A 4370-nucleotide genomic window follows, 5' to 3' on the forward strand; every position below is an offset into this window, starting at 1 on the left:
GCGTCCCCGGCCGCCCGCAACGCGGAAACAACCCCCAACACATCCCCACCGAGCACCGCCACCGACGGCACCCCACCGGCCTCCGGCACAGCACCCGCCGGCGCCCACTCCACCCCGAACAACGACTCCCAACCCACCCCGACACCCTCGGAAACCCTCAGCCGCTCGACCTCGACCGGCCGCAACACCACCGACCGCGCCGACACCACCGGCCCACCCGTCACATCCACCGCGCTCAGCGACACCGCATCCGACCCCGTCCTGACCAACCGCACCCGCAACACCGACGCCCCACCCGCGTGCAAACACACCTCACCCCAGGAGGATGGCAACAAACCACCCTCGGAATCATCCAACCCGGCGAAGACCACCGCGTGCAACGCCGCGTCCAGCAACGCCGGATGCACCCCGAACGACCCCGCACTCGACACCGCCTGCTCCGGCAACGCCACCTCGGCGAACACCTCGCCGTCGGCACCGCGCCAGACCCCCCGCAACCCCTGGAATGTCGGACCGTAGACGAAACCGTCCTCGGCCAACTCCTCGTACAACCCCTCCACCTCGACCACGGACGCCCCAACCGGCGGCCACACCGCCGCATCAAACGACACGACCTCCGAAACACCGGTCGCGAGCGTGCCGGTCGCGTACCGCACCCACGCCACCTCCTCGGCCGAGCGGGCATACACGTTCACGCTCCGACGACCCGACTCCTGCGGAGCCCCCACCCACACCTGCACCACGGCTGCATCCCGCTCACCCAGCACCAGCGGCGCGTCCAGGGTCAACTCCTCGACCAGGTCGCAACCAACCTGGTCACCGGCCCGCACCGCCAGCTCCACGAACGCCGAACCCGGCACCACCACCGAACCCGCCACCACGTAATCGGCCAGCCACGGATGCGCACTCACCGACAACCGCCCGGTCAGCACCACCCCGTCGGCGTTGGCCAGCGGCATCACCGCGCCCAGCAGCGGATGATCCGTCGCGGCCAGCCCCGCCGCCGCCACGTTCCCCGCACCGGAACCGGCCTCGGGCCAGAACTGCTGGCGCTCGAAGGGGTAGGTGGGCAGGTCAATCCGGTGCCCACCCGGCAGTACTGATCGCCAGTCGACCGGCACCCCGTGCACATGCAGCTCGGCCAGCGCCGTCATCACCGCCATGTGCTCGTCGCGCCCCTTACGCAGCGCCGACACCAGCATCGTGGGCGACTCGTTTCCATGTGCCTCTGGCTTGGCCGCGATGGTGTCCTGGGCCATGGCGGTCAGCACCCCGTCGGGACCCAGCTCCAGATACGCCCGCACACCCTGCGCCTGCAGCGTGCGCACCCCGTCGGCGAAACGCACCGCGCCGCGTACCTGCTCCACCCAGTACTCCGGCGAGCACAACCGCTCGGCCATGGCGGGTTCCCCGGTCAGGGTGGACACCACCGGGATCTGCGGCGGGTCGTAGGTCAGCGTCCGGGCCAGGGTACGGAAGTCCTCCAGCATCGGGTCCATCAACGGCGAGTGGAACGCGTGCGACACCCGCAACCGCTTCGCCCTGATTCCCCGCTCCTCCAGAGCGGTGGTCACCTCAAGGACCGCCTCCTCGGTACCGGAGATCACCACTGAGGCCGGGCCGTTCACCGCCGCGACCGACACCTCCTTCTCCCGTCCGGCCAGCAGCTCGGCGACCTCCTCCTCGGAGGTCTGCACCGACACCATCGCCCCACCGGCAGCAAGCGCCTGCATCAACCGCGCCCGCGCCGCCACCAACGCACACGCGTCCTTCAGCGACAACACCCCCGCCACATGCGCCGCGCTGATCTCCCCGACCGAATGACCGGCCAGCACATCCGGCCGCACCCCCCACGAGGAGACCAGCCGGAACAACGCCGTCTCCACCGCGAACAACGCCGGCTGCGCCCACCCCGTCTGGTCGAGTGCCTCCGCCTCGACCGACCCCGGCTCGGCGAACAACACCTCCCGCAACGACCCCTCCAGCAGCGGGTCGAACTCGGCGATCACCGCGTCCAACGCCGCCGCGAACACCGGGAACCGGTCATACAGGCCACGGCCCATCCCGGCCCGCTGACTGCCCTGACCGGTGAACAGGACCGCCAGTTGCGGCTCACCCCCGGCCACCCCGCGCACCACACCCGCACCCGGCAGATCCTCGACCAGCGCGCCCAGCCCAGCCAGCACACCCTCACGGTCGGCGGTCAGCACCACCGCCCGATGCTCGAACGCCGACCGCGTCGTCGCCAGCGAGAACGCCGCATCGACCAGCCCTGGACCAGGCTCACCGTCCAGGAACGACACCAGCCGCCCGGCCTGCGCCCGCAACGCCTGACCCGTCTTCGCCGACACCAACACCGGCACCAGGCCCTCGGCAGGAACCCGGTCCTGCGGAGTGTCCTCTCCATCCGGCGTTTCCGGCCCCTGTTCGATGATCACGTGCGCGTTGGTGCCGCTGATCCCGAACGACGACACCCCCGCCCGACGCGGACGACCCGTCTCCGGCCACTCGACCTGCTCGGTCAGCAACTCCACCGCACCGGCGGACCAGTCCACGTGCGAGGAAGGAGTATCGACATGTAGCGTCTTGGGCAGCACGCCGTGCCGCATGGCCAGCACCATCTTGATCACACCGACCACACCCGCCGCCGCCTGCGCGTGACCGAGGTTCGACTTGATCGCCCCCAGCAACAGCGGCCGATCCTCGTCCCGGTCCTGCCCATAGGTCGCCAGCAGCGCCTGCGCCTCGATCGGATCACCCAGCGTCGTCCCCGTACCGTGCGCCTCCACCGCATCCACCTCGGACGACGACAAACCGGCGCTGACCAGTGCCTGGCGGATCACCCGCTGCTGCGAAGGACCGTTCGGCGCCGTCAACCCGTTCGACGCACCGTCCTGATTGATCGCCGAGCCACGCATCACCGCGAGCACCTGATGACCGTTGCGGCGGGCGTCCGACAACCGCTCCAGCACCAGCATGCCCACACCCTCGGACCAGCTGGTGCCGTCCGCGCTGTCGGAGAACGCCTTGCACCGCCCATCGGGCGACAACCCGCTGCCCTGTAGGCCGAACCCGACCAACGCCATCGGCGACGTCATCACCGTGATACCGCCGGCCAACGCGAGCGAGCACTCCCCCTGCCGCAGCGCCTGCGCCGCAAGGTGCAATGTCACCAGCGACGACGAACACGCGGTGTCCACCGACACCGCCGGGCCCTCCAGACCCAGCGTGTAGGACAGCCGGCCCGACAACACGCTGGCCGCCACGCCGGTGACGCCATTGCCCTGCACATCCGCCGGAGCGTTCACGATCAGGCTCATGTAGTCCTGGCCGTTGGTGCCCACGAACACCCCGGTGGAGCTGCCCTTCAGCGAGAGCGGGTCGATCCCGGCCCGCTCGACCGCCTCCCACGCCCCTTCCAGCAGCAGCCGCTGCTGCGGGTCCATCGACAACGCCTCACGCGGCGAGATCCCGAAGAACCCCGCATCGAACCCCGCCACATCCGCCAGAAACCCACCCTGAACATCAAGACCCAACCCGGACAGCAAATCCGGATCCCAACCCCGATCAGCCGGAACCCGCGAGATCACGTCCTCACCCTCGATCAGCAACCGCCACAGATCCTCAGGAGAATCGACCCCACCTGGAAGGCGGCATGCCATCGACACGATGGCGATCGGCTCATGCCTGCCCGACTCCACCTCTTCGAGCCGCCGACGGGTCTCGTGCAAATCGGCGGTGACCCACCTCAGGTACTCGACGAGCTTCCGGTCTTCGGACATGAGAATGGCCCTTCACATTGTTCAGACGCGGGCTCGAATCACACTCGAATCACAGATCTTTCGAGCGGCCCAGTTCGTTGTCGATGAAGCTGAGGATTTCCTCGGTACTCGCCGATTCGAGCATGCCTGCGACAGCGATTTCACTAGTTTCCGTGCCGCTCTCACTCACCTTCACCAGCAGGTGCCGCAGCCGGGTAGCGATGCCGTTCCGGGCGAGCTCGTCGAGCGCGTAGCCGGAAAGAGCGGTCTCGAACCGGTCGAGATCGGCCAGCAATGACAGCTCTACCGTGGTGTTCGCTCCGGGCGCGATTTCCTCCAGGAGGTGTTCGGCGATGCTGGCGGGGGTGGGGTAGTCGAAGATGAGGGTGGCGGGCAACCGCAGCCCGGTGACGGCGTTGAGCCGGTTGCGCAGCTCGACCGCGGTGAGGGAGTCGAAGCCCAGCTCACGGAACTCCCGTCCCGGCCGGATCGCGTCCACCGACTCGTGCCCCAGCACCACCGCCGCCTGCGCCCGCACCAACTCCACCACCAGCCGAACCTGCTCGGCCTCACCCAGCCCCGCCAGCCGCCGCACCAGCTCCGAATCCC

2 protein-coding genes are annotated in these 4370 nt (G+C 69.1%); both read right to left on the minus strand.

All coding sequences use genetic code 11. The features are described 5' to 3' along the window. On the minus strand, positions 1-3782 hold a 3782-nt coding region (locus ABZ260_RS47530; RefSeq protein WP_355631604.1), incomplete at its 3' end, for a type I polyketide synthase. 49 nt (positions 3783-3831) lie between these two features. Next, the coding region (locus ABZ260_RS47535; protein WP_355631607.1) for an acyl carrier protein at positions 3832-4370 on the minus strand (539 nt) is incomplete at its 5' end.

It is taken from the genome of Streptosporangium sp. NPDC006013 (assembly GCF_040614275.1).
Lineage (GTDB): Bacteria > Actinomycetota > Actinomycetes > Streptosporangiales > Streptosporangiaceae > Streptosporangium.